This is a genomic window from Pseudodesulfovibrio piezophilus C1TLV30, assembly GCF_000341895.1.
Classification (GTDB): Bacteria; Desulfobacterota; Desulfovibrionia; order Desulfovibrionales; family Desulfovibrionaceae; genus Pseudodesulfovibrio; species Pseudodesulfovibrio piezophilus.
The window spans coordinates 24,051-48,424 of record NC_020409.1; the positions used below are offsets into that span (position 1 = coordinate 24,051).

At 49.0% G+C, this 24,374-nt stretch carries 22 protein-coding genes; 13 read left to right on the plus strand and 9 right to left on the minus strand.

The window, feature by feature from the left end; genetic code table 11:
- Positions 1-305 precede the first annotated feature (305 nt).
- From BN4_RS00160 to BN4_RS00200, 9 genes are all read left to right on the plus strand, one after another.
- Positions 306-956, plus strand: coding sequence for a hypothetical protein (locus BN4_RS00160; protein ID WP_015413317.1), 651 nt, complete (start codon positions 306-308; stop codon positions 954-956).
- Between the two features lie 12 nt (positions 957-968).
- Complete coding sequence (locus BN4_RS00165) at positions 969-2,804, plus strand: fumarate reductase flavoprotein subunit (protein ID WP_015413318.1); 1,836 nt, start codon at positions 969-971, stop codon at positions 2,802-2,804.
- Positions 2,805-2,806: 2 nt separating this feature from the next.
- Positions 2,807-3,547: a fumarate reductase iron-sulfur subunit gene (locus tag BN4_RS00170; protein ID WP_015413319.1), complete on the plus strand. Its 741-nt coding sequence runs from the start codon at positions 2,807-2,809 to the stop codon at positions 3,545-3,547.
- Positions 3,548-3,663: 116 nt separating this feature from the next.
- Positions 3,664-4,503, plus strand: a complete 840-nt coding sequence (locus tag BN4_RS00175; protein ID WP_015413320.1) for a fumarate hydratase — start codon at positions 3,664-3,666, stop codon at positions 4,501-4,503.
- Positions 4,503-5,054: a Fe-S-containing hydro-lyase gene (locus BN4_RS00180; protein WP_015413321.1), complete on the plus strand. Its 552-nt coding sequence runs from the start codon at positions 4,503-4,505 to the stop codon at positions 5,052-5,054. The genes BN4_RS00175 and BN4_RS00180 overlap by 1 nt, the downstream gene beginning before the upstream one ends.
- 112 nt (positions 5,055-5,166) lie before the next feature.
- A complete protein-coding gene (locus BN4_RS17895; RefSeq protein ID WP_015413322.1) occupies positions 5,167-5,340 on the plus strand; it encodes a hypothetical protein in 174 nt (57 codons plus the stop codon).
- A 716-nt stretch (positions 5,341-6,056) separates the two neighbouring features.
- The gene (locus BN4_RS00190; RefSeq protein WP_015413324.1) at positions 6,057-7,232 is read left to right on the plus strand and encodes an aminotransferase-like domain-containing protein; all 1,176 of its coding nucleotides are present in this window, start codon (positions 6,057-6,059) and stop codon (positions 7,230-7,232) included.
- A 53-nt stretch (positions 7,233-7,285) separates the two neighbouring features.
- Positions 7,286-8,995, plus strand: a complete 1,710-nt coding sequence (locus BN4_RS00195) for an FAD-dependent oxidoreductase (protein WP_015413325.1) — start codon at positions 7,286-7,288, stop codon at positions 8,993-8,995.
- Positions 8,996-9,088: 93 nt separating this feature from the next.
- A complete protein-coding gene (locus BN4_RS00200) occupies positions 9,089-9,484 on the plus strand; it encodes a response regulator (protein WP_015413326.1) in 396 nt (131 codons plus the stop codon).
- Between the two features lie 82 nt (positions 9,485-9,566).
- On the opposite strand, the gene BN4_RS00205 is transcribed toward BN4_RS00200, so the two are convergent.
- The 5 genes from BN4_RS00205 to BN4_RS00225 form a co-directional block, all read right to left on the minus strand.
- Positions 9,567-10,571 carry an ABC transporter ATP-binding protein gene (locus BN4_RS00205; RefSeq protein ID WP_015413327.1) on the minus strand — a complete coding sequence of 335 codons (1,005 nt, stop codon included), beginning with the start codon at positions 10,569-10,571 and terminating at the stop codon, positions 9,567-9,569.
- A complete protein-coding gene (locus BN4_RS00210) occupies positions 10,564-11,544 on the minus strand; it encodes an ABC transporter ATP-binding protein (protein WP_015413328.1) in 981 nt (326 codons plus the stop codon). Before BN4_RS00210 ends, BN4_RS00205 begins: the two co-directional genes overlap by 8 nt.
- Positions 11,545-11,547: 3 nt before the next feature.
- The gene (locus BN4_RS00215; protein WP_015413329.1) at positions 11,548-12,465 is read right to left on the minus strand and encodes an ABC transporter permease; all 918 of its coding nucleotides are present in this window, start codon (positions 12,463-12,465) and stop codon (positions 11,548-11,550) included.
- Positions 12,466-13,443: an ABC transporter permease gene (locus BN4_RS00220; RefSeq protein ID WP_015413330.1), complete on the minus strand. Its 978-nt coding sequence runs from the start codon at positions 13,441-13,443 to the stop codon at positions 12,466-12,468.
- A 96-nt stretch (positions 13,444-13,539) separates the two neighbouring features.
- On the minus strand, positions 13,540-15,099 hold the full coding sequence (locus BN4_RS00225; RefSeq protein ID WP_015413331.1) for an ABC transporter substrate-binding protein: 1,560 nt from the start codon (positions 15,097-15,099) through the stop codon (positions 13,540-13,542).
- A gap of 226 nt (positions 15,100-15,325) precedes the next feature.
- Here BN4_RS00225 and BN4_RS00230 point away from each other — a divergent pair, with 226 nt between their 5' ends.
- Positions 15,326-15,742, plus strand: a complete 417-nt coding sequence (locus BN4_RS00230; RefSeq protein ID WP_015413332.1) for a hypothetical protein — start codon at positions 15,326-15,328, stop codon at positions 15,740-15,742.
- Here the strand turns inward: BN4_RS00230 and BN4_RS00235 are convergent.
- The 4 genes from BN4_RS00235 to BN4_RS00250 form a co-directional block, all read right to left on the minus strand.
- The gene (locus tag BN4_RS00235; RefSeq protein WP_041720060.1) at positions 15,739-18,261 is read right to left on the minus strand and encodes a TIGR03960 family B12-binding radical SAM protein; all 2,523 of its coding nucleotides are present in this window, start codon (positions 18,259-18,261) and stop codon (positions 15,739-15,741) included. The two genes, BN4_RS00230 and BN4_RS00235, sit on opposite strands and share 4 nt — an antisense overlap.
- 142 nt (positions 18,262-18,403) lie before the next feature.
- Entirely contained in the window at positions 18,404-18,754 is a 351-nt protein-coding gene (locus BN4_RS00240) for a hypothetical protein (protein WP_015413334.1), read from the minus strand.
- 205 nt (positions 18,755-18,959) lie between these two features.
- Positions 18,960-20,534, minus strand: a complete 1,575-nt coding sequence (locus BN4_RS00245; RefSeq protein ID WP_015413335.1) for a sodium/solute symporter — start codon at positions 20,532-20,534, stop codon at positions 18,960-18,962.
- A 1-nt stretch (position 20,535) separates the two neighbouring features.
- On the minus strand, positions 20,536-20,802 hold the full coding sequence (locus BN4_RS00250) for a DUF485 domain-containing protein (RefSeq protein ID WP_015413336.1): 267 nt from the start codon (positions 20,800-20,802) through the stop codon (positions 20,536-20,538).
- A gap of 188 nt (positions 20,803-20,990) precedes the next feature.
- Between BN4_RS00250 and BN4_RS00255 the strand changes: the two genes are divergently transcribed.
- The 3 genes from BN4_RS00255 (at position 20,991) to BN4_RS00265 (ending at position 24,374) form a co-directional block, all read left to right on the plus strand.
- Positions 20,991-22,064: a putative nucleotidyltransferase substrate binding domain-containing protein gene (locus BN4_RS00255; protein ID WP_015413337.1), complete on the plus strand. Its 1,074-nt coding sequence runs from the start codon at positions 20,991-20,993 to the stop codon at positions 22,062-22,064.
- 74 nt (positions 22,065-22,138) lie between these two features.
- Positions 22,139-23,692: a glycosyltransferase family 9 protein gene (locus BN4_RS00260; protein ID WP_015413338.1), complete on the plus strand. Its 1,554-nt coding sequence runs from the start codon at positions 22,139-22,141 to the stop codon at positions 23,690-23,692.
- A gap of 79 nt (positions 23,693-23,771) precedes the next feature.
- A complete protein-coding gene (locus tag BN4_RS00265) occupies positions 23,772-24,374 on the plus strand; it encodes a hypothetical protein (RefSeq protein WP_015413339.1) in 603 nt (200 codons plus the stop codon).

Sequence of the window (24,374 nt, forward strand, 5' to 3'; positions counted from 1 at the left end):
ACCCTAACTGAGGCTTTCATAAATGGAAACCGCTATCCGGAAAAACACCATGATTTTGTCTGTGAAGTGGGGGATGGTTGGGAGAAATGATGTGGGGTCAAGGAAAGCAGTGGTTGCTTCTCTCTGTTACACGATGGAGATGCTTTATTTGCCGAAGTATGGCAGGAGTACGCTTTGGATAAAATCATGGAAAGTTTGTTGTAAGCATCTGGAAAAGAGGGAGTCTGTTGACATTAATTTGTTGTCATGCATAGGGTTTACCGATTGTTGTCGAATCTTTTTGTTTAACCCAAGGAAGGTGGTGCATGTCTGTCAGTTACGCGCCTGCTGGGAAGCCGGGTAAATGGGATGGTGTGATGGACTGGTGTCAGATGCTCTCTGGTGCCGGGTTGATACTGTTTATGTGGTGTCACATGCTTCTGGTATCAAGTGTTGTCATCAGCCCTGATCTCATGGATTATATTGCTGAATTTTTTGAATCAACAGGTATGGCACAAGTGGGCGGCCCAGTCATTTTTCTTGTTTTTCTGACCCATTTCGTGCTTGCGGCCAGGAAAATACCCTTTCGCTTTGATGGGCAGAAGGTCGCGTGGCAGCATGCTAGAATGATGCGGCATGGCGATACGTGGTTATGGCTGGTTCAGGTCCTTTCGGCCATGATTATTCTCATCATGGGTTCAATTCACATATGGGTGGTTCTGACAGACCTGCCTATTTCCGCCATGAAATCTGCTGCTCGAGTTCAAAGTGGCTTTTGGGCTATTTTCTATCTCGTTCTACTCCCATTGATTGAACTGCATGTCGGGATTGGTTTTTATCGTATTGCGGTGAAATGGGGATTTGTGAAAGATTCCCAGCGTGCCAGGTTCAAGCGAGGCGAGAATATCCTGACAATGCTGTTCATCGCCATTGGTTTCATCACCTTACTTCGCTTTTTATTTCTGAGTGTGGCTTAACGGAGAATCATCATGCAGACTATTTACACCGATTTACTTGTTGTGGGAGCGGGGCTGGCCGGTGAACGTGCTGCTGTGGAGGCCGCTGATGCAGGCTTTTCCGTCACTTGTCTCAGCCTTGTCCCTGCTCGACGGTCCCATTCGTCGGCAGCACAAGGGGGCATGCAGGCTTCACTGGGAAACAGTGTCATGGGTGAGGGAGACTGTCCTGACGTTCATTTTGCTGACACTGTCAAAGGCTCGGACTGGGGATGTGATCAAGAGGTCGCCCGCATGTTTGCCGATACCGCTCCTGTTGAGATGCGCCGCTTGGCACATTGGGGAGTGCCTTGGAATCGGGTTGTTTCCGGTAAATCGATTTATTACAAGGGTGGCCAGCAGTTTGAAAAGGTGGAAAAGACAGAAAAACAGGGGTTGATCATGGCCCGTTCCTTCGGAGGCACTGCCAAATGGCGTACCTGTTACACCTCGGATGGCACAGGGCATGCCGTGATGTGTACCATGGATAATCGCTGTGCTCAGGTTGGCGTGGAGGTCCATGATAAAACCGAGGCCATTGGCATGATTCAGGATGGTGAAACCTGTTCCGGTGTGGTGGCGCGGTGTCTTCGTACCGGAGAGTTGCTCGTTTATCTGTCCAAGGCGACCATGATTGCTTCAGGCGGTTTTGGGCGTGTCTACCCTAATACGACAAATGCTGTGATCTGCGACGGTGGGGCGCATACGCTCTGCATCGATACCGGAGTGGTTCCCATGGGAAACATGGAGGCGGTACAGTTCCATCCTACCGGGATTGTTCCTACCGATATTCTGGTCACGGAAGGATGTCGAGGGGATGGGGGAACGCTGTTGGATGTCAATGAGAAACGTTTCATGCATGAATATGAGCCGGACAAGGCTGAATTGGCATCGCGTGATGTCGTTTCTCGGTGGATGACCCATCATATGCGCGAGGGCTATGGGGTCAAATCATCCTATGGCGAGCACCTCTGGCTCGATATCCGTCATTTAGGTAAGGATCATATTACCGGAAAGCTTCGGGAGGTCCATGAAATATGCACATCTTTTCTGGGTGTTGATCCCATACACCAACTGATTCCCGTGCGACCGACTCAGCATTATTCTATGGGGGGCGTTCGGACCAACAAGGACGGGGCGGTTTACGGGCTCAAAGGGCTTTTTGCCGCAGGAGAAGCCGCGTGCTGGGATATGCACGGCTTTAACCGGCTTGGTGGGAATTCCCTGGCAGAGACTGTTGTGGCAGGTGGTATCGTAGGGAAAAAAATCACAGAATACCTTCAAGGGAGTGAAACTGTTTTCGATACCGCACTCATCCATAGTGCCGTCTCTCGTCATGAAACAAGGATAGATGCACTGCGAAAGTGTTCTCATGGTTCCGAGAATGTCTACCGGGTTCGTTCAGCCATGCAGGATGCTTTGAATAAGGGGGCCAATATCTTTCGCAATCAGGAAGGATTGGAGAAATGTGTCGCATCTCTTCAGGAGGTTTTAATCCGTGCGAAGCATATCGGGCTTCGTTCTGACGGCAAAGGTGTCAATCCTGAATTGGCTGCGGCACTCAAACTTGAAGGGCAAGTGCGGATGGCGTTGATGGTTGCTTATGGAGCTCTTATGCGAACGGAATCACGCGGGTCGCATAATCGTGAAGATTTTCCGGCTAGAAATGATCGGGATTGGCTGAATCGCACTTTGGCGTATTGGAAGAATCCAGACGACACTCTGCCTACGCTTGAGTACGAATCTGCAACGAAGGTAGTGGAAATTCCACCGGGAGAGAGAGGATACGGTCACTCAAAGATTATTCGAGCTGATAAGGGGAGGGCATAGTCATGTCCAGGTTGTTGAAATTCAACATATTCAGATACAATCCGGAAGAGTCTTCATCACGGCCGAGGATGGAGGAATTTGTTCTCGAAGAAACAGATTCCATGACATTGTTTATCGCCCTGAATCGGCTGCGTGAAGAGCAGGACCCGGCACTTCAATTTGATTTTTGTTGTCGGGCCGGTATCTGTGGCTCGTGTGGTATGGTCATCAATGGCCGTCCAGGACTTGCCTGCCATACGAAGACGCAAGATCTTCCTGGGGAGATCACTCTTTTGCCCCTGCCGGTTTTCAAACTGGTTGGCGATTTGTCTGTAGATACCGGGTCGTGGTTTCGCGAAATGTATACACGAACAGAGTCGTGGATTCACACAGATAAGGCATTTGATCCTTGCGCTCTTGAAGAGCGGATGGAAAACAGGGACGCCATAGCCATTTACGAGCTGGAACGGTGTGTTGAGTGTGGGTGTTGTATCTCGGCATGTGGCACAGCTCGTCTGCGTGACGATTTTCTGGGAGCAGCCGGATTGACTCGGGTAGGGCGTTTTCTCATTGACCCGCGTGATCAGCGTACAAACGATGATCACTATGAAATTATTGGTAATGACATGGGGATCTTCGGGTGTATGGGATTGCTGGCCTGTGAGGATGTGTGTCCGAAGCACCTTCCGTTACAGAATCAACTCGGGTTCCTACGCCGCAAAATGGGGATCACATCTCTGAAGCGGCTTTTTTTTAAGGGATAGAGTCTTTGATCAAGAGCTTTTTCGGATGGGGAGAGGCGATTGTTTTGTCGGAGAGCGATTGACACAGGATATAACAGGGTCGGTCAAAGATTGGTCGGATCGACGAGAGGGGTACGATGAGAGAGATTCAGGCTGAAGCCGTTGTACAAGCGGTGGCAAAAATGTGCATGAGTGCCAATACCGAACTTCCGACAGATGTACGGGAGAAGTTGAAAATGGCTTTGGTGAAAGAGACTGCTCCCTCCGCCAAGGAGGTATTGCGGCAGCTTCTTGAAAATGCGGATTTGGCAAAGGAAACAAAGTTGCCCTTATGCCAGGACTGTGGTCTCGCCGTTTTTTTCGTTGAGATCGGGGATGATTGTCGGGTGGTGGGGGGCAATTTGCGGGAATTGATCAATGAGGGAGTGCGCCAGGGCTATAGGGATGGTTTTCTGCGCAAGTCCGCCTGTGACCCGCTTTCTCGGGACAATACCGGGGATGGTACTCCGGCTATCATTCATTTTGACGTGGTTCCGGGCGATTCTCTTAGGATATTCTTTATGGCGAAGGGAGGCGGTTCTGAAAATATGAGTCGCGTAACCATGTTGGCTCCGGCTCAAGGGTGGGACGGAATTAAACAATTTGTTGTCAACCGGATAGCGGAAGCCGGTCCGAATCCCTGCCCTCCGACCATTATTGGTATTGGAATAGGGGGAACTTTTGACCATGCGGCAAAAATCGCCAAGAAATCACTGATGCGTGATTTGAACGATACCCATCCTGACCCTGCAATTGCGGCCAGGGAAAAGGAGTTGGAAGAGGCTTTGAACAAGCTTGGCATCGGTCCAATGGGCCTTGGGGGAAAAACAACGGTTCTCAGTGTCAAGATAACCATGGAGCCCTGTCACCTGGCGAGTTTGCCCTTGGCTGTCAATGTTCAATGTCATTCACAACGTCATGAAGAGGTGGTGTTATAATGGCTGAATATAAGTTGAGCATGCCGCTGACAGATGAGGATGTTGCACAACTCCGGGCAGGGGACGTTGTCTTTTTGACAGGAGTCATTCATTCAGCTCGTGATGCAGCGCACAAGAAGCTTGTCGAATTGTTGGATGAAGGAAGTGCTCTCCCATTTGCTCTGGAAGGGTCGGCAATCTATTATGTCGGTCCATCTCCGGCTCCTCCTGGTCGACCTATAGGCTCAGCCGGTCCCACCACCAGCTACCGAATGGATACTTACGCACCTCGATTCTATGGCCTGGGCATGAAAGCCAGTATTGGCAAGGGGAAACGCTCTGAAGAAGTCAAGGCTGCCATGCAAGAGCATAAGGGCGTATATTTGGGTGCTACAGGTGGAGCAGGGGCTTTGCTTTCAAATTCTATTGTCGAATCAACGGTTATCGCTTTTGAAGAACTTGGGCCAGAGGCCGTTCGGGCAATGAAGGTGAAGGATTTTCCCTTGTTGGTGATTAACGACTGTCACGGTGGGGAACTCTACGTAAAACCGGACATGGAAGCGTCACAGTAAGTCGCTTGACAGGAGTTCATTAATCATTCACCAAAGGGGTGAGCGACGTTGTCGTTCGGCCCATGTTTATTGCTAAACTACGGGCATAATTCGACCCAACCGAGGTGTTGTCATGGAAAAATCATATTTTGAAAATATTGATTGTCATGAAGACAAGAAAAAAGACGAAGAGAAGACCTATACTCCTTTTCCCGGCGCGGATGAGAAGTATGATGATGGGCGTGATTGGCGTCTGTATAATCCTGATAAATATCGTGATCCCAATTGGTCTCCGGATAAGGAATAAGATATAATGGAGGGGCCTGATGGCCCCTCTTTCATTTACCTTCGCGGCTTTATCATTCCTGTTCCAGTCAGCTCATAAGTGGGCTGTCTTTCTTTTCTTTTCCCCACTGTTTCTCAATCTACCCCGTTGGCTCTCGTCATACACACCAATTTCAGATGGTTCTCTCTAGTCTCTGAAAATTCCCCCGAGGGAGACGAAGATTCTTCTATTCAAAAGTGTCTTTTAATTGATGCAGTTAAAGTGCATTAAAGAGAGAAGGAAGGCTATGAATGGAACTGTGTTTATATGTTCCCTTTTGAGATACCGGCGACGAGTCTTTTCTTTACCAGTCAATCTTCCCATCATATCTTTTGCCCCATATTCTTGACAACTAAATGAGAATAGATATTATTACTGTATGGTAAAAGGCTTATTCAATGGGCCTTGTCTTTGGAGAGTGTCTCACTCAAGTCAATATTACTTGAGGCTCTCTTTCTTCTCCTCTTCTTGCTCTGGGAGCGACCTTTGTTGGTCGCTCCCTTTTTTTTTGCATTTGGGTATAGTCAACAAGGAGAAAATCCGACCTCTTCAGTCGGTAATAAACCTTCGGAAAAGCCTTCTTGAGAAACAAGTATATTTTGCAATGTTGGGGAGTTGTTTTCTTACCGCTTGAGGGCGGAAGCCCTTGCAAGAGAGCTTTTTTAGGAGTAACTCATGCATCTTGCAAGGAGAGAGATATGTCCGATAAATTCGCCCGGAGGATGGGGACGGTCCATCGATCGTTCATCCGGGAAATACTCAAAGTGACCGCTGACCCAGAAATTATTTCTTTTGCCGGGGGACTTCCCAATCCTGAATTGTTTCCGGTTCATGCCATGGATACCGCTTCTCGGGAAGTCTTTGCGGCAGTCGGAGCATCAGCCCTCCAGTATTCCACCACTGAAGGTGATTTGGGCCTTAGGACTATTATTGCCAGCCGATATGAGCAGCGAGGTCTTCAGGTTGATCCTGATTCCATACTCGTGACCACCGGTTCTCAGCAGATTCTTGATATTGTGGCCAAGGTTTTTCTTGATAGGGGAGATAAGGTCGTTATCGAGCGCCCAGGCTATCTTGGAGCAATTCAGGCTTTTTCTTTTTTCGAGCCGGAGTTCTTGACGGTTACACTTGAATCCGATGGCCCGAACCTTGTTGAGTTGGAAAAACGCTTCGAGCAGGGTGCCAAGTGTTTCTATGCCGTGCCAAATTTTCAGAATCCTTCTGGCGTGACCTATTCACTGGAAAAGCGTCAAGCCGTGGCAGAGTTGGCAGACAAATATGGTGTCCTTTTCATTGAAGATGACCCTTACGGTGAACTCCGTTTTTTGGGGGAAGATCTTCCAAGTATATACTCTTTGTGTCACGAACCAGGTCTTCTGTGCGGGTCTTTTTCAAAAATAGCTGCACCGGGTTTTCGGATTGGGTGGGTTGTGGCTGAAAAAGAAGTCTATGACAAGCTTGTTATTGCGAAGCAGGCCTCCGACCTTCATACGAGCACGGTCGCTCAAGCTATTATGCGGCGGTACCTCGAGACCAATGACATTGGATCGCATGTCGGGTTGATCAAGGAACGCTATGGGCGGCAGCGTCAGTGTATGGTTGAGATGATTCATCAATATTTCCCGGTCGGTGTCAGTATCATCGAACCGGAGGGCGGAATGTTCCTGTGGGGCACGTTGCCCGAGGGTGTCTCTTCCATGGATGTTTTTGATACTGCCATCAAAAAGAAGGTGGCGTTTGTTCCCGGCAGGCCGTTCTATGTGGATGGTTCTGGTGAAAACACACTTCGACTCAACTTCTCCAATTCCGATGAGCAAAAGATTGAAGTGGGTATCAAAAGACTGGGTGAATGTCTTAAGGAATTCTTGCAATGACATTTTCGGTCGAGAGGGACGATTTGAAAATGTAAGCCATCAAGGTTAGCTCCATGTCACAACACATTGTCGTAATTGGCAGCGTGGCCCTTGGGCCCAAAGCTGCATGTCGCTTTAAGCGACTCGAACCAGGCTCCACCGTCACGATGATCGACCAATCGTCGCTCATTTCCTATGGCGGCTGTGGAATCCCCTACTATGTCTCGGGTGATGTTTCTGATGCCCGAGAACTCTGCACAACCAGTTTTCATATGGTAAGGGACCCTCAATTTTTTAAGGATGTCAAAGGAGTAGATGTCCAGATTCTTACAAAAGCCACCAGGATTGATCGCGAGAACAAGCGGGTGGAAGTGGAGAACATGAACAATGGCGAAAAGTCGTTTATCGATTACGACCAGCTCGTCATTGCCACAGGCGCTTCTCCCAGAAAATTGAATTTGCCGGGAGAGGATCTCAAAGGGGTCAGTTATGTCTGTAACCCCGATGACGCCACGCGCATCCGTGACGGTATTTCCAAAGGTGAAGTTGGCAATGCAGTCATCGTTGGTGCCGGTTTCATCGGCTTGGAAATGGCTGAAGCCTTTGCTGATATGTGGGGGGTTGAAACCAGTGTGGTTGAGATTACCGATCAGATCATGCCGAGGCTCGTCAGTCCGGCCCTCGCAACCATGGCCCAGAAGCACATGGAAGAGGGAGGCGTCAACTTCTATTTTGGTGAGAAAGTTGTCGCTATAGAAGGGGAGGATGGCAAGGTTACTCGGGTGGTGACAGACAAGAGGACGCTTGATGCGGATTCGGTCATCATCGCTGCCGGTGTAATTCCCAATTCCGACCTGGCAAAAGAAGCTGGGCTTGAAGTGCATGATCGCGGTGGGGTCATCGTGGATGAATTCATGCGGACAAATGATGCAGCCATCTACTCCGGTGGCGACTGTGCCATAGTCAAACATTTGATAACCGGGCAGCCTGTCTTTCTGCCGCTTGGGTCCATGGCCAATCGGCAGGGGCGGGTAATCGGGACCAATCTGGCTGGTGGCGATGCTCGTTTTGATGGTGTTGTCGGTTCGTTTGTAGTGAAGCTTTTTGAAAGTTCCCTTGCCGGAACCGGCTTGAGTCTCGAAACAGCCACTGGAGCTGGGTTTGATGCAATCAGTGTATTGCTCATCCAAATGGATCGCGCTCATTTTTATCCTTCCAAGGAACTTATGACACTTGAGATGGTCGTGGAGAAAGAGACGCGGCGCGTACTTGGTGTCCAAGGATACGGCAGTGCCAAGGATGCCCTGGTGGGCCGTATCAATTCAGTGGCGGCGATACTTAAGAACAAACCGACTATTGATGATATTTCCAATATGGAAATGGCCTATTCTCCGCCTTTTGCTGCCGCAATGGACATCCTGAACTCTCTGGCCAATCTTGCAGACAATGCGCTGAATGGGATAAATAGAGGAGTGGGGCCTGACGGTTTTCAGGAGTTGTGGGATAAGCGGGAACAGGGTGCGTGCTTTTTTCTGGATTGCCGCGAAGAGGCGGATGCAGCAGAGTATATCAAACGTAACCCGGACTACTGGCACAATATTCCTCAAGGACAAATATACCAACATCTTGAAGAAATTCCGAAAGATAAGCCTGTTGTCCTTGTCTGTAATACAGGCGCACGTTCCTATGAAGCCCAAGTCATGCTGGATGACAGAGGGTTCAAGGACGTTATTAATGTGCAGGGGGGGATGGCCGCCATCAAGAAATATGGTGTAGATGTATAATTGCATAGTCTGAACGATTCAGGTAGAATGGCTACCTGTTATGAACCACTTTGAGGGGATCATCTAGAAAGACGCGGTAAAGCGAGGATTAATTTGCGCTTTTTGATAGTCGATGACGATGAAAGTATCCATCTGTATCTCAAGTCGCTGCTTGATGGTTTGGCTGAATGCGACTGTGTGCTCTCAGGTGAAGAAGGAGTTGAATCCTTTTTTCGTGCATTGGTGGGGAAAAATCCCTATGACGTTGTCATGATGGATATTCTCATGCCTGGAATGGATGGGCATCAAGCCGCCGAGATCATGCGGGCAGAAGAGAGAAAGCGTGGGATCACTGAAATCAACCAGTTCAAACTGGTGATGATCACATCCTTGGTTGATGATACGAATGTCAGTAAGGCTTTCTTCAATACTCATGCTTCCTGCTATATTGTTAAGCCTCTTGAAAAAGACAAGGTCCTTGAAGAGCTGCGAGAAAATTTGATCCTTTAGCGTGGTGTAAGAGAGACAAATATAAAGGGGAGGAAAGTCAAATGACTTTCCTCCCCTTTTTTCTAGACTGTTGTGACCGTTATCAGATGCGTCCTTCTTCCACTGCGTGACAGGCGACGATACTGTCGTCAACTGACCGCCCAAGAGGAATCTCGTTTCTACACCGATCATTGGCGTGAGGGCAGCGTCCGTTAAAGACACATCCAGATGGAAGGTTTATAGGAGTCGGAACATCTCCAGAGAGTCTGGTATGGCCTCCAGCCTGCCCGCCGAGACGAGGAATGGCTGAGAGCAGCGCCTGTGTGTATGGATGTTTGGGAGTACTAAATAAATCAGCAGATGTGGCCAGTTCGCAGATACAGCCAAGATACATGACGGCGACACGTGTGGAGATGTGCTCGACAACACTCAGATCATGGCTGATAAAGAGGTATGTCAATCCACGTTGGTCCTGCGCATCCATGAGCAGATTCAGAATCTGTGCCTGAATTGAGACATCAAGCGCAGCAATGGGTTCATCCGCAGCGACAAACTCTGGTCCAAGGACCAGAGCACGAGCAATGGATATACGTTGCCGTTGTCCTCCTGAGAACTCATGCGGGAAGTTGGAAGCCCATTTGGGGTCCACGCCAACTTGAAGCATGACTTCGGCGACTGTTTCCTTGACTTCCCCGCGAGACATATGCGGATTATGGAATTTTACCGGCTCTTCAAGAATCTCTCGTACAGCCATACGTGGGTTCAATGAAGCATATGGGTCCTGAAAGACCATTTGCATCTTGGTACGATATGGTTTCATCTTGGCCGAAGACAAATGGTCGATGCGCTCCCCTCGATAGAGGATTTCACCGTTGTTCGGCTGATAAAGTCCCATGACCGTCCGTGCCAGAGTGGATTTCCCACAGCCGGACTCGCCAACGACGCTCAGAGTTTCACCGGGCAATATTTCCAAGCTTACATTATTAACCGCTTTGACCACAGTTCTTTTGCGGTTGATTTTACCACCTTCAATTCGAAGTTGGTCAAGAAAAGACCCGGAAATATCGAAGTGTTTATCGACATTTTTTATTTCGAGAAGTTTATTCATTGTTGCTTCCTTCCTCGCGGGCAAAACAGGCGACTTGCGCTCCATTTTCAAGCCCACAGAGTTGGGGAGTATCGCGTCTACACTTTTCCATTGTATATTCACACCGAGGCTCGAAGGGACATCCTTGGGGCATCTGGAAGAGCGAGGGCATCATGCCAGGGATCTGGTTGAGTCGATTTGCTCCGCCAGCCATTTGCGGTAACGCCTGTAGAAGTCCTTGTGTATAGGGATGCTGAGGGTTTTCAATGATCTGCATGGTGGGGCCGATTTCAACGACTCGTCCAGCGTACAGCACTGCAATACGCTGAGTCACTTCGGAAACGACTGCAAGATCATGGGTGATCAGTATCAGTCCCATGTTCTCTGTTTTGCACAATTCGAGTAGCAAATCCATGATCTCGGCCTGAATGGTCACGTCAAGGGCTGTTGTGGGTTCATCCGCGATGATCAAGCTTGGATTGGTCAGCAGCGATATGGCGATGACTATGCGCTGCCGCATGCCTCCAGAGAATTCATGAGGATATTGCTTGAGGCGTTTTTCCGGTGAAGGGATATAGACCTTTTGCAATTTTTCTAGACAGATTGCTTCCGCTTCCTTGTCCGTAACATTCATGTGCGCCAGCACGGTTTCCTTCATCTGAGTGCCGATAGTCAGCACAGGATTCAGGGTCATCATGGGGTCCTGGAAAATCATGGAGATTCTATCGCCCCTGATTTTGCGCATTTCCTCATTGGAGTATTGGGATATATCGGTTCCGTTGAAAAGAATTTCACCACTTGTAATCTGTCCCGGCTTGGAGATCAGATTGATGATGGAGAAGCCGAGGACCGACTTGCCTGCACCGGATTCTCCGACCACACCGAGGCGTTCTCCTTTGCCCACGGACAAAGAGACATCACGGACGGCTCGAAGGGTTTTTTCCCGCAGTTTGAAATCAACATTGAGGTTTTTTATGTCAAGGAGTTGTTCCATGATTTACCCCTTGTACAGTTTTGGGTTGAGATAATCGCGCACCCAATCGCCTAAAAGGTTGATCACAAGGACCAACAGGACGAGGAGGATGCCTGGGAAAATGGTAATCCACCATGAACCGGAGAATATGTAGTCAAACCCGGCCGTAATAAGTGACCCCAGTGACGGTTTGGTCATAGGCATTCCAAGGCCGAGGAAGGACAACGCCGCTTCACTCATAATGGCATTGGCGACCTGAACAGTGGATATGACCAGCACTGGTGAAAGTGTATTAGGGAGGATGTGGCGCCACATGATGCGGACTTTGGACAGCCCGATGACCCGTGCTGCTTCAACATATTCCTTTTTGCTTTCAGCCAGAACAGATGCTCGAACAGTTCGGGCATATTGCGGCCATTCGGCCAGACCGATGATCAATATCAAGAGTGGAGCAGCAATCTTTTCATAATTTGCCACACCAAACATGGTTTGAAAGATCGCTCCAATGAAAATGGCGATCATATAGGTTGAAAATGACAACTGAACATCGGCAATTCGCATCAGGATGGTATCCAGCTTTTTAATATAGCCGGATAACAGGCCTATCGCAATGCCGAGTGTTGCCTGGAGAAGCACGGCACCAATACCGATAATGATGGATATCCGCATGCCGTAAAGCATGGTGGAAAACATATCGCGGCCCATGTCGTCCGTTCCCAGGAGGAAATTGGTCGTTCCGTCTACCGCCCAGGCTGGAGGGAGTTCGGAGTTCATGATGTCAATGGTCGTAGGGTTATAGGGATCATGCGGCGCGATGAGCGGAGCTCCGAATGCGCCTATCAACAGGATCATCAGAATGGCGAAACTGACATACGCCATCGGATCCCTTAGGAAACTGTACAAGAAGAATGATTCGCGGAATCGTTGCCATCTGGATCGCATCTATTTCCTCCCCGCTACGCGGATGGTCGGATTGACCAGACCATAGATGAGATCAACCAGCGTGTTGACCACGACAAAGATGAATCCAACAACAACGATATACGAAACCATCAGTGCAGTATCTGCTCTTTCCACCGATTGGATGAACATGGATCCCATGCCCTGCCATTGGAAAACCGTCTCGGTGAGGATGGTAAAAGCAACCATGATGCCAAGCTGAACACCACCGACCGTTATAACCGGCAGGAGAGTATTCTTAAAGGCATGGACAAGCCATACTCTGCGGGGCTTCAGCCCTTTTGCCCATGCATATTTGACGTATTCACTTTCAAGGACTTCCATCATTTCCGACCTGATCAAGCGGATGAAAAGAGGCAACATGATGGATGAGAGTGCAATGGATGGCATGACCAAGTGCTTGAGGCCATCCAGTGTGAGTAACCCACTATCCCACCAGCCAAAAAGCTGGACGGTTTCTCCCCGTCCGAAAGACGGAAGCCAGTGAAGTTCAACGGAGAAAACGTAGATGAGTAGGATGGCCGTGAGGAAGACCGGCATGGAAACGCCGACGATGGAGCCGCCCATAACAATTTTGCTGAACAGCCGTTTAGGGTGAATTGCGGAGTATATACCCAACGGCACTGAAAGACAGATGACGATGAGTGAGGCACAGAAGACCAGTTCCAATGTGGCTGGAGCCTTGGATATGATGACTTCCGTTACCGGTTTTTTAAAGAAGAAGGAACGACCGAGGTCTCCGTGTATGGCGTTTTTGAGAAAACGTCCGTACTGAACCATGAATGGGTCGTTAAGCCCGAGTTTCTCTCTGATCTGTGCGCGTTCTTCCGGTGTGACTCGTTCGCCCACAAGTTCGCGGACTGGGTCACCGAAAGCGCTCTTGATGGAAAAGCCGATCATGGAAATGATCAACATGACCAAAAGAGCCTGGGCGATGCGTTTTACTGTGAATGCAAACATAATTTCTTTTGAGTAAGAGTTCTAAAGGGGAACCCCGACAAGTCCGGGGTTCCCCTTTAGGGTTGTTTTACGATTTTGGCAAGGACGAATTTGTCGTTACTTTATGACCAAATTGCCGAAGTACGGGAAGTTCATGACATTCACGATGTCTTCGGTGTTCATATTTTTCTTGGAGCCCCAGGACAGGTTCTGCCAGTGCAGGGGGATGAAGGCTGCGTCATCGTAGAGGATTTTTTCTATCTTTTGCAGCATGGCCGTGCGCTTTTCAAGGTTGGTCTCTGAGTTGGACTCGTTTGTCAACTTGTCGACCTCGGCGTTACAATAATTGCCAGAGTTGTACTGTCCCTTTCCTGTTTCCAGGTTGGGGCACATGTAGAGATATTCGAAGAAGTTGGCGGAGTCTTCAGTGTCGGAATGCCAACCGATCATCTGGATATCGGCTACCTTGGCATCGAACTGATCCCAATACTGGGCTTTGGGCATGGTCTTGAGAGAGACGGTGATGCCGATCTTGGACATCATACCAACAAATGCCTGAGCTATCTTTTCATCATTCACATATCGGTTGTTGGGAGCGATCATAGTACAGCTGAATCCGTTTTCATAGCCGGCTTCTTTCATCAACTGCTTGGCTTTGGCCAGGTCATAACGAAGTGTAAGCTCCGGGTTATGGCCCTGATATCCTTTAGGAGAGTTCTGGGCTGCTGGTGTGGCAAAGCCCTTCATGATCTTTTTCGCAACGCCCACACTGTTGTACGCGTAAGCCATGGCCTGGCGAACCTTGAGGTTGGCAAATTCAGGCCTGCGTTTCTGATTCAGCTGGAAAGTGATGATACGGGAACCGGACATGGTGACGAGTTTGAGACCATCAGTGTTCTTGATACGCTCCAGATCATTCGGTGGAACAGGCATGATGAAGTCAACGTCACCGGACAGAAGAGCAGCCACGCGGGTGGGGGCTTCGCTGATCGGGGTCAGAACTATTTCATCAACATTACCGGTGTTCTTGTCCCAGTAGTCAGGGAACCGTTTGAAAATGGTCTTCACACCCTGTTCACGCTCTGTAACCATGAAAGGACCAGTGCCTGATTCATTGTAGTTGGCAAAGGTGTAGTCAGTTTTCAGGATCAGGTCTTTGGGCTTGTTGTTTTTCGGATCAATACCAGTGTAGAAGGCCTTGTCCATGGGGAAAAGGTAGGTAGCCATCGCCATGACCAGACCGTATGGCTCGGAAGTGACGAGATCCACAACGTATTTATCAGTAGCAACAGCATCATCGAAGGCGGTGAACAGTCCTTTGAAGTCATCAGACTGTTTCAGGCGATTGAAAGTGAAGACGACATCTTCAGCGGTCAATTCATTGCCTGAGTGAAATTTCACACCTTTGCGCAGATAGAAGCGAGTAACAGTTTTACCAATGACTTCCCACCTTTCGGCCAGGCGAGGCTCAAATCCACCGTTTTTGTCCCAGCGGACAAGGGGATCGAAAACCATGTGGGAGTATTGGAGCATGCCACCGGACAACTGGACATGCGGGTCCAAGGATACCGGATCGGCGTCCATGGCTAGTTTCAGGGTATTACCGGCAATTGCCGGGGTGGCGAACAGCATTGCCGCAACAATGAATGTAATCGCCAGGCTCGTGATCTTTTTCATAAAGGATTCCTCCGTAATTTGAACTCATTGCATCTGAAACCGATACAAAAGTAACCTCTCCATTGCCCCTCGGGCAAAACTGTTCCGGTCAACCTCATAACGAAGTATTGCCTCGTGGTGGAAACACAGTATACAAAGTTGGACGGAAACGCGTTTGTCTTACACTTATCAAGCGATTTTAACAACTCTGTGCTTAAATAAAAGTGCATTGAGGAGTCTCTGAATTATGTTCGGAAGATGGGTTTTAAATACCTTTTTGACGATTTTTATTCTCTTTTTTGTCGGATGTGGCGTATTTTACAGCGATGAGGACGGGGTAGATTCGATGAAAACCCTTTTTTTGGATGATGGGTTTGAATTCGTTGTGAATATTGAAAAGGGTGAGAGTCATGCCGTGGATATGCCGGAGCCGAAAACCGCAGGATATGTCATTGTGGGAGCCTCATTTGATCCGCATTTGCTGAAATTGATCCATTACACCAAATATGAAAAACAAGACGAAACCCGTGTCCAGTACGCTTTCAAAGCTCTGGCTGACGGGTCGTCTGATATTCTGGTGAAGATGGTCCCCGTCAAGGGGGGGGATTCAGTTCTTTACAAACGCATCAGTATCAATGTGGGGGACAAGCGTTCTGTGTTTTAGGAGAAACGCTGTGCGACCTTGGTCAATTGGAATTCCAGAGGAGAGGCGTCATTCATGACGTGTTTGCTCAAAACCAGAGGACTCATATACGCTTCGCGCCAATCAAGCACGAGAGTGAGTCCTGTTTCTGTTTCCGTGATCTCTTTGACAAGGGGACGGATATCAAAATTCTTCATCCCTTTCTTGGTGCGCTTTTCAACGATATATTTGTCGGTTTCCATGAAGTCCTTCCAGCGCGCGAGGTGTGCTTCCTGATTGTGAGCCAGGGATAACTCAAAGACTTCCTCTACTGCTTGGGGTTGCTTTTTCCCCATGGAGAGACGATCCGCTTTGAGGGGTTTCAGTCCAAGGGGCATGGTGGGCATCAAGCGCTTGATAACTTCCACCGGTTCAAAGTCTTCGCGTAAATAGACATTGATCCACTCTGCTGCGCTTGAGACGCCAACCGGGAGAGCCTTGCCGAACGAGAGTCGGGGCATGGGATGAAAACCGGCGGAAAAGCTCATAGGTAGACCTGCTCTACGAAAAGCACGTTCAAAAACGGCCTGAAGCTCAAGCTGGCTTAAATACGTTGCTGGTCCATTCTTCTCGTACCAGAGACGGAAGTGAGCTGCTTTTATGGTCAAATCGGGAATCTCGACGGAGTAGGGAGGCTGTTCTCCTTCCTGGTCTCGTTCTTCGAAGATCATTCTTGGGCGAATATCTTTTATTTTGGCCTGTTCTTTCAGTGTGGATTTTTTTTCACCCACCCCACACACACCGCAATTGTGGCATGCATTGTACCGACAGTCTTCGGTTATTTTTTCATCAAGCGCTCGGTTCCGTTCCTTCAGCAGGTATTTCTTGGTCAGCCCACAGGACAAGTGGTCCCATGGAAGCGCGCCTTCGGGGTCTCTGGAACCAATGAACTCATCCCAGGACAAACCAGCTTCATCCATTGCTTCTTTGTAAGGTTCGAGTCTGAGATGGTCTTTCCAACTCGAAAAAAGGGCGCCTTTGGCGTATGCTTTTTCCACGACCTCTGCCAACCGTCTGTCCCCACGCGAGAAAACACCTTCAAGTGATGTCATCTCCGGTTCATGGAATCGCATACTGATGCGTTTATGTCGGCGGAATTGGTCTCGCAAATACCCGATACGCCGATATATTTCATCATAGGATATTTGGGGTTCCCACTGAAATGGTGTTTGTGGTTTCGGGACAAATGGTGAAACTGCCGCTGTTACCTGAAGACGTTTGATATGTCTGCCTGCGGCGTCTCTGACTTTGAGACAGAGGTTGACTATGGCATCGAGGTCCGCGTCCGTTTCGGTCGGCAGTCCTATCATGAAGTAGAGTTTGACTCCTTGCCAACCGTTTTCAAAGAGCATGCGAACGTGTTCGAGCAGGCCTTCTTCGTCCACGCCCTTGTTGATCACATCTCGCAGGCGCTGACTCCCGGCTTCGGGGGCAATGGTCGCTCCAGTCCTTCGAATGGAGGAGATTCGTTCCATGATCGGGGATGAGAGTGAACCGACCCGGAGTGAAGGAAGTGATATGGCAATTTGTTCCGAGGCACATTGATCAAAACTGCTGGTAAAAAAAGTATTGAGAGCAGAGAAGTCTCCGGTGGAAAGGGAAAGCATGGATGTTTCTTCATAGCCCGTTTCATCCAGACCACGGGTGAGGATGTCCCCCAGGGTTTCAAGGGAGCGCTCTCGGACCGGGCGGTAGATCATACCCGCTTGGCAGAATCGGCAGCCTCGGGTGCATCCTCTGGCTATTTCCATTGTCAGGCGATCATGGATTGCATCAAAGGCGAGCACCTGGCCGCGTGGGAAGTGTGCCTTATCCAGATCGGCCACAATGGCTTTTTCCACGGTCTCATATCCTGGCAGCAAAGGCTTGAGTGGGGTGTGCGGTCCTTGGTCTTCAAAAAATGAAGGTATATAAACACCTGAAATGGTGGCGAGTTCTTTGAGGAGGTCGTCTTTCGAGGTCCCTGTGGCTTTGGCTTGTTCTATGCTGGACAGGATGGCGGGAAGCGTTTCTTCACCGTCTCCGATGACCATGGCATCAAAAAAGGGAGCCACAGGCTCTGCGTTGAACGTTGCACCACCTCCTGCGATGACAAGTGGGTGGGAGGTGTCTCTTTCTGCGGCTCTGAACGGAATATTCGCCAGATCAAGCATGTAGAGGATATTGGTATAGCAAAGCTCATGCGTCAGGCTGAAAGCGATAGCATCGAGTTCTCCCAAAGGCGTATCGGATTCCAGGGTTGTCAGTGGTGTGTCGTGTTCGCGCAGGAGGGCAGCGGTCTCTTCACATGGTGTGAAAACTCTCTCTGCCCAGAACTGTGGGTGAACATTAACTGTTTCTGAAAGGATTTTCTGTCCCAGATAGGACATGCCCACTTCGTACATATCGGGGAAGGCGAGGCCGCATCGGACAGTGACATTGGCCGGGTCCTTGATGGTGACACCCCATTCGCTACCAAGGTATCTGGACGGTCGGGGAAGGATGGGCAGAAGTTCTTTCATGGGTAGTTGACCACGTATTGGCATCATGAACTCAGTTTCCGTTTCTGGGGACTTTTGTTCATGACATTCAGGTTGCAATGAAAAGAAAGCGGGGTCGGTATAATGAAACCGACCCCGTAAGTATCAAAAAAAGCGGGACCCGCTAGACGAGGTTGAGACCGCCGCCACCGCCGCCAAGGCCGTCAGGCCCTGCACCGCCAGAGAGATCAAGCCCACCGCTGGACATGCTGATATTGGTTACTGCTTCGATATATTTCGTCTTCAATTCTTCCGGACAGGTCTTGTATTCGAACAGGATGTGTTCCATGGAGATCTCGCCATGCATTTCCTGGTCAAAAGGGTATCCAAATGGCAGCAGGACCATCTGTGTTCCCTGTTGGGTTGGCATGGCCTGAATGGTGGCCGGGTCTTCGAGAATCTTGGCATCCTCGTTGAATTTGGCAACAACCATATCGCCGCTGATAAGTTTGACCAGTCTGATATCGTAGCTCATAAATTAATCTCCTTAATGTGTTGTGGGGTCGGTGTTCTAAGTATGTATGGTGTGGCTCAGTGTCAAGGAATGGAGTATTTTCTTCTTGTGTGAGTCCTTGGGGGGCCATTGCCATCATACCTCGACTCCCTTTACTTATCATAAAGACCGGGGACTGTAACGGTCGTCCCCGATCTTTTTCAAGGTGAGAGATATCGATATCGGATCAGAGTTTTTCGGGACCGTGCAGTATCGCCATGACTTTCTGTGTATCTGGGGGAAGGGCAGATTCTCCTTTGGTGGACACTTCCATTTTTGAGGCCACGTAAATGGCTAAAAAGGAGAAGAGCATGACGAATCCACCCGGATTTTTGTATTGCAAAAAATCGGGAAGCAGGTCTTTTCCCAGTATCATGAAGAATGAGCCGATAATGCCCGTTGTCAATCCTGCACATGCACCGTTTTTCGTCATTCGAGGCCACCAGACCCCCATCACAAGTACGGGAAAAAAGGTGGAAGCAGCGATGGCAAAGGCTAATCCGACGAGAACGGCTATCTGCATGGATTCCGCCCAGAAGCCCAGAGGGATGCCAAGTAGCCCGACCAATATTGAAGAGAGCCGAGCGACTTTGACGCGAGTTTGTTCCGGCATGTCAGGGTTGAAAATATTGACCACGAGGTCATGTCCGATTGCTCCCGCACAGGCTATAATCAATCCGGCGACAGTGGACAGGATGGCCGCAAAGGCTCCTGCAACGACAATACCGAGCAAGATCTGTCCTCCAAAATGAGAACCAGCAACCGGGACTGCCAGATTCTTGCCATTGACGGCGAGCCATTTCATGAGATGAGGTGAGACATCCATGGATTCACCTTGCATATAGGTATAGCGGATGACATGACCGACATAGGGACTAAGGATGTAGAACATGCCGATAAGCAAAAGAACATATATGACTGTTCTGCGTGCAGCTTTGCCATCCGGTGCAGTATAGAAACGCACTAGAATGTGGGGTAAACCGGCTGTGCCGAACATGAGAGCCAGCAGGAGAGACAATGTGTCTTTGAGATTCGTCAACCAATACGCAGGCCCGGTGTATGCGGCTCCATCAAAGATCTTTCCAGTCACAGGGTCCGGGCCCTTGAAGGTCGCCAAAAAGCTGACAACATCGCTGTAAGTATATCCTTTTACCATGAATGGGATGAATGCGAGCAGGAACATGGCTCCGAAGAGAATCCAGAATTGGACCAGTTGATTAATCGTTGTTGCCTTCATACCGCCAACGGTTACATAGAATGTGATGATGCAGGCGATGATAATAATGGAGGGTTCGTAGTCGATATTTAGCAGAAGCCCCATGACCTTCCCGGCCCCCAACATTTGTGGAGCCATGTAGAACAAGGAAACAAAGAGAACACCGATGACACCGAGTATGCGTGCTGTCTTTGAGTGAAAACGCTCTGAAACGAAATCAGGTACAGTGTAACGACCGAACTTTCTCAGTGGGCTTGCCAGAAACAGAAGGAGTGCAATATATCCGACGAAAAAACCCAGTGCATAGATAATACCGTCAAAACCGTACAGGAATGCCACGCCTGCGACTCCAAGAAATGAAGCGGCTGACAAATAGTCGGATGAAATGGCGGAAGCATTGATGAACGAATTGACTTTGCGTCCTGCCAGATAATAGTCAGCAGAAGTCTTTTGGCTGCGAAACATGAATGTTGTCACTATTGTAAACGTCAACATGCAGCCGATGAGGATCAGGGCCATGACAGGTATTTGATATCCGGCTTCCATTTTATCCTCCCTGAATTTCGGTTGCTATTTCATCTTCCATTTCATTGGCCTTGCTCACATACCAGATGAATAATCCCCAGGTTATGGGATAGATTGCCACGGCTACCAGCCAGTAGTGTAACGGGAGTGCCAGAATGGAAATTTGACTGATCATATCTCCTGCAAGATAAACAAGCAGGAAAATGGCAATAACAAAGGCAAAATACGGAATGCCTATGCCAAGCGCGAATGAAAGTTGTTTTTTCCGAATTGATTCAATTTGATTCATGATTCTCCCCTTTTTTTTATTGAGTTAATTTGCTGTCGGATTATTTTTACAGTAGTGAATCTGAATGACGCATTGCCTTTCCGGTCAACGGTCAAACCTTATCGGTGACGGAGAAATCTCTGTTGCAGGCTCCGGTTAACGGGAGGTTTTTTCCGGTTAACGGTCTGGACCGAGCCATGGAGATTGCTATGGATACGTTTGATTCAGGACGATCAGGAGAAAGAACATCGGTGAACGGTCGATTCGTTTCTTTCATTGAGTTTGATGATATTTCCGAGATGGTCTGCTCTGGAAACTGGGGGGTGCTTTGTGCAAGACGGTATGAGTTGGTTCAGCAGGGGGCAGAGTGTGAGGCGAGTGCCGAAGAGGTCTGCAAGCAACTCTCGGCGTTCAACCGGTCCGTGATTCGAGCTGTTCTGGAAATGCATTCAGAAGATGCCCCATGGTTGGCACAGTGCACATTTATGGAATTTGGTTCTGGCGGGCGCGATGAGCAGATCTTGGGGTCTGATCAGGATAATGGTTTGCTTTTACATACTTTTGTCGATCGAGACCACTTGGAGCAGGTCACTCAATCGATTGTTGTTTCACTTGATGCTGCGGGGTTGCCTTTGTGTGGTGGTGAAGTCATGGTCAATAATGTGGAGTGGCGTGGGGATTTTGACACATGGTGTCATCGGTTGATCGGTTGGCTGTCGAATCCCATAGAAAAAGGACCGTGGCAATCAGGTCTTATATTTGATTTCAAGGCAGTCTTCGGCTCCGAGCCTGAAGTCGTCCGCTTGCGAGAAAAGGTCTGGGAGTATGTGAGAACCAAACCTGTCACACTATCATTGCTGATCGGAGAGTTGACCGAATACCGTCTCCCGCTCTCTTTCTGGGGGGCCTTTATTACAGAAAAAGAAGGACCATGGCAGGGGTGCCTGAATCTCAAGAAATCAATTTTGACCCATATCATCAAAAGTATTCGGATACTTGCACTCAAGTATGGCTTGCATTCCCATAATACCTGCGACAGGCTCCGTCTGCTTGTGGGCGCCGGACATATTGAAAGGCACCTTGGCGAACACTTGTTGAAAGCGTGGGAGTTTCTTCAGGGGAAACGACTCGAAATCGGGCTTTCCTGCTTTCGGCACAGCATTCCGTATCATGGTTATCTTGATCCGTCGGTTTTGGATGGGGAGGGTGAGACTCAGTTGAAAGAGACAATCCATACCGTTGCAAAATTCGTGGAGCGTGTTCAGGCAGGGGATGGATTGTGAGATGCCGGTGCTGAATTTGCACTCTGTACCTAGCTGACAGTGAATTGACAGCACAACAGGAAAGGAACTGCCTCGTGAATGTTCTGATTATCAATCTGACTCGTTTTGGTGACCTCATCCAGACGCAGCCGGTTATTTCCGGTTATACTAGTTTGGGCCATCGTGTGGCCCTTGTTTGCCTCTCGAATTTTGCTTCGGCAGCAACCTTGCTTGACGGGGTGGAGAAGGTCTTTTCGTTCCCTGGAGCAGGATTACTTTCCAAGCTTGATGAGCAGTGGCAGTTGGCGATTCGGGATGCTTCTCAATTCAAGGCGGATATCCTTGATGCTTTTTTACCAGATCGTGTTGTTAATTTGACTCCGTCCATTTCTTCTCGGTTGCTTGCGTCCGACCTTGCTGTGGCAGATGCGAGTGTCGTTGGGTTCGGGGTCGATGAGTTTGGTTTCAATGCGGACACTTCTGCGTGGGCTGCCTTTCTTCAAATCGGGGGAAGTAATCGTGGTGCCAGTCCATTCAATGTGTGTGACATCTTTCGCCGGACTGCTGAGTTGAGGGGCGAGGGGAGTACTCTTGATTTGGTTCGACCGGATGAAAACATCCTTGAACATGCACGAGGTGTTTTGGCTTCCGCCATGCCTCACAAAGGGCGAGGTTATATTGCTGTTCAGTTGGGTGCGAGCGAAGATCGGCGGCGATGGCCTGTGGATTCTTTCCGAGAAACAGCACGTCTGGCCTGGGAGCACGACGGTCTCATCCCTGTTCTGCTCGGGACCAAAGGGGAGGCAGAGCTTGGGGAACGGTTTGTGGAGGGCGCTTTATTTCCGGTCATTTCCCTTATAGGCAAAACTTCTCTTGTGGAATTGGCTGGGGTCTTGTGTCAGTGTGATGCGCTGATGACCAATGACACGGGAACGATGCACCTTGCGGCAGGGCTTGGTATTCCTGTCTGTGCGGTCTTTCTTGCAACAGCTCAACCTTGGGATACCGGCCCATACAGTGCAGGCAATATCTGTCTTGAACCTGATCTGGAGTGTCATCCGTGCGATTTTGGTAAGCCGTGTCCCAATCAACATGTTTGTCGGAGAATAGTCACGTCCGAGGTCTTTTACGAGGCGCTTACGGTTCTTTTGCAGGGTAGGGGCGGTGTCAAAGCCTCAGGGAGCAGGGCTTGGCTGACCAGAATGTGTGAAGATGGCTTCATGGGCTTGACTTCACTTTCTGGGCACGATCAAGAAGACCGTACTCTTTGGATTGCCATGCAACATGCTTACTATTCCCGTTTCTTGGATGGAGACTCTCCGCCTGAGAAAACAGGACTTGTCTCAACCCTTTCTGCACCTATGGCCGATGAAATATCCAAAACTTTGACGAGTGCTCACGATATGCTTTTTTTATTGAGCCAGCAGGGCATGCTGCTTGCTAAAAATCCGCGACCGCAAGCCAAAAGTAAATTCCTTGCATCCTGGCAACGTTTGCAAAATATACTGGGGGCAAATCGTTATCTTAACATCTTGGGAATTTTATGGATGTTCGAGTCCCAGGGGTGTGGTGATGACCTTGACTCCCTGCTCGAAGTTACAGAACGATACCGAGAACTTTTTGCCTCAATGTTGTATGAATTCAAGTGATCGGCACGAATATTGTAATAAGTCGATCGAACCGATTTAAACGGAAAATTTATCATCCCTTTTCGAGGAGGAGATTGAAATGATTGTTATTGATGGTAAACAGTATGATATCAGCAGCCAGAATTTTGAAAATCTTGAGCAGGTTTTCAATAAGGTCGTGGAAGAAGGGCATCTGGAAAATCGTATAGTCACAGATGTCATGGTCAATGAGGAGCCTTTCACTGAAATTTATCCTCATCAGGCCGAAGATATTGAAATGTCGGATGTTGAATCCATTGAGATCGTGACCATGGCCACAGATGACATGGCTGTGGAGATCACCCTGGAACTCTATAAGGTTGTCAACATCATGGCTGAAGGAGGCAAGCATGTCGCCGAGCTTTTCCGTCAGGCAGATGATGCCGAGGCCCTTGAAACATATCAGGATTTATTGGAAGTCATCCGGAATTTTCTGCGTATGATCGGTGTGTTGCGCGATGAGTATTCGCTCAAAGATCATAAGGAATATGAGCAGAATGCCGAAGAGTTGAATGACATGTTTACGGAGATGTCTTCGGTGCTTGAAAATGAGGATTGGATTCTTCTTGCAGACTTGCTTGAATATGAATTTCTCCCGGCGGTGGAAAAATGGAAGAAAGTCATCAAACAGATTCGCGACGACATTCGCACGGCAAAGAGGTAG

Excerpts from the sequence above, each read along its gene's own strand:
- BN4_RS00195 (WP_015413325.1), top strand. The coding sequence starts at position 7,286 with ATGTCACAACACATTGTCGTAATTGGCAGCGTGGCCCTTGGGCCCAAA.
- BN4_RS00180 (WP_015413321.1), top strand. The coding sequence starts at position 4,503 with ATGGCTGAATATAAGTTGAGCATGCCGCTGACAGATGAGGATGTTGCA.
- BN4_RS00245 (WP_015413335.1), bottom strand. The coding sequence starts at position 20,534 with ATGGAAGCCGGATATCAAATACCTGTCATGGCCCTGATCCTCATCGGC.
- BN4_RS00210 (WP_015413328.1), bottom strand. The coding sequence starts at position 11,544 with ATGGAACAACTCCTTGACATAAAAAACCTCAATGTTGATTTCAAACTG.
- BN4_RS00190 (WP_015413324.1), top strand. The coding sequence starts at position 6,057 with ATGTCCGATAAATTCGCCCGGAGGATGGGGACGGTCCATCGATCGTTC.
- BN4_RS17895 (WP_015413322.1), top strand. The coding sequence starts at position 5,167 with ATGGAAAAATCATATTTTGAAAATATTGATTGTCATGAAGACAAGAAA.
- BN4_RS00220 (WP_015413330.1), bottom strand. The coding sequence starts at position 13,443 with ATGTTTGCATTCACAGTAAAACGCATCGCCCAGGCTCTTTTGGTCATG.
- BN4_RS00175 (WP_015413320.1), top strand. The coding sequence starts at position 3,664 with ATGAGAGAGATTCAGGCTGAAGCCGTTGTACAAGCGGTGGCAAAAATG.
- BN4_RS00250 (WP_015413336.1), bottom strand. The coding sequence starts at position 20,802 with ATGAATCAAATTGAATCAATTCGGAAAAAACAACTTTCATTCGCGCTT.
- BN4_RS00230 (WP_015413332.1), top strand. The coding sequence starts at position 15,326 with ATGTTCGGAAGATGGGTTTTAAATACCTTTTTGACGATTTTTATTCTC.
- BN4_RS00225 (WP_015413331.1), bottom strand. The coding sequence starts at position 15,099 with ATGAAAAAGATCACGAGCCTGGCGATTACATTCATTGTTGCGGCAATG.
- BN4_RS00215 (WP_015413329.1), bottom strand. The coding sequence starts at position 12,465 with ATGCGATCCAGATGGCAACGATTCCGCGAATCATTCTTCTTGTACAGT.
- BN4_RS00255 (WP_015413337.1), top strand. The coding sequence starts at position 20,991 with ATGGATACGTTTGATTCAGGACGATCAGGAGAAAGAACATCGGTGAAC.
- BN4_RS00170 (WP_015413319.1), top strand. The coding sequence starts at position 2,807 with ATGTCCAGGTTGTTGAAATTCAACATATTCAGATACAATCCGGAAGAG.
- BN4_RS00165 (WP_015413318.1), top strand. The coding sequence starts at position 969 with ATGCAGACTATTTACACCGATTTACTTGTTGTGGGAGCGGGGCTGGCC.
- BN4_RS00265 (WP_015413339.1), top strand. The coding sequence starts at position 23,772 with ATGATTGTTATTGATGGTAAACAGTATGATATCAGCAGCCAGAATTTT.
- BN4_RS00240 (WP_015413334.1), bottom strand. The coding sequence starts at position 18,754 with ATGAGCTACGATATCAGACTGGTCAAACTTATCAGCGGCGATATGGTT.
- BN4_RS00235 (WP_041720060.1), bottom strand. The coding sequence starts at position 18,261 with ATGAAAGAACTTCTGCCCATCCTTCCCCGACCGTCCAGATACCTTGGT.
- BN4_RS00160 (WP_015413317.1), top strand. The coding sequence starts at position 306 with ATGTCTGTCAGTTACGCGCCTGCTGGGAAGCCGGGTAAATGGGATGGT.
- BN4_RS00205 (WP_015413327.1), bottom strand. The coding sequence starts at position 10,571 with ATGAATAAACTTCTCGAAATAAAAAATGTCGATAAACACTTCGATATT.